Below are 501 nucleotides of genomic sequence, written 5' to 3'. Positions count from 1 at the left end.
GCAGGGATTTCGTAAAATAAAGCTACTTGATCGGGCGTAGACATCAACAAAATAATGCCACCTGTACCAATCATGAACCCATTTGCATAAGTTTTTATCTCACCATTTAAAATATGTTCAGTATTGATTGTTACTTGAGCACCTTTACCTACTTGTTGCTGAATTAATTCAACAGGTATAGTTGAAGATTATCATAGCAAGTTAATTATTAAACATGCATGTAGATTTAGGAACATTAAAAAGACTTCCCACGGATTAGGTGGGATGTTTTTTAACAAGCGTAAGGAACCAGATGAGAATTTGGCAATCCATATGTAGATATCGATCGCTTCTTGCCCTTCAGCAATAAACTCAACATCAATAGGATCGGGTGGGTTATTGGGATCGTTATAATCTCCTTCTAAAAAGGCTTTATATTGCTCTAACACATATAAAAGTTATTCTTTGGTCATAATGACTTGTTGTTCTTCGACGTATTCAGTACCTATAAAAACATAATTT

Annotated in this window: 1 protein-coding gene; it reads right to left on the bottom strand. The window is 34.3% G+C overall.

The annotated features are described in order from the left end of the window. Nucleotides 1–191 precede the first annotated feature (191 nt). Nucleotides 192–428, bottom strand: a complete 237-nt coding sequence (locus J3U35_RS06470) for a hypothetical protein (protein ID WP_267360315.1) — start codon at nt 426–428, stop codon at nt 192–194. Nucleotides 429–501 lie beyond the last annotated feature (73 nt).

The sequence above is a fragment of the Gilliamella sp. B2717 genome (assembly GCF_026536675.1).
GTDB classification, from domain to species: Bacteria; Pseudomonadota; Gammaproteobacteria; order Enterobacterales; family Orbaceae; genus Gilliamella; species Gilliamella apicola_I.
This window is presented reverse-complemented; position numbering and strand designations above follow the sequence as displayed.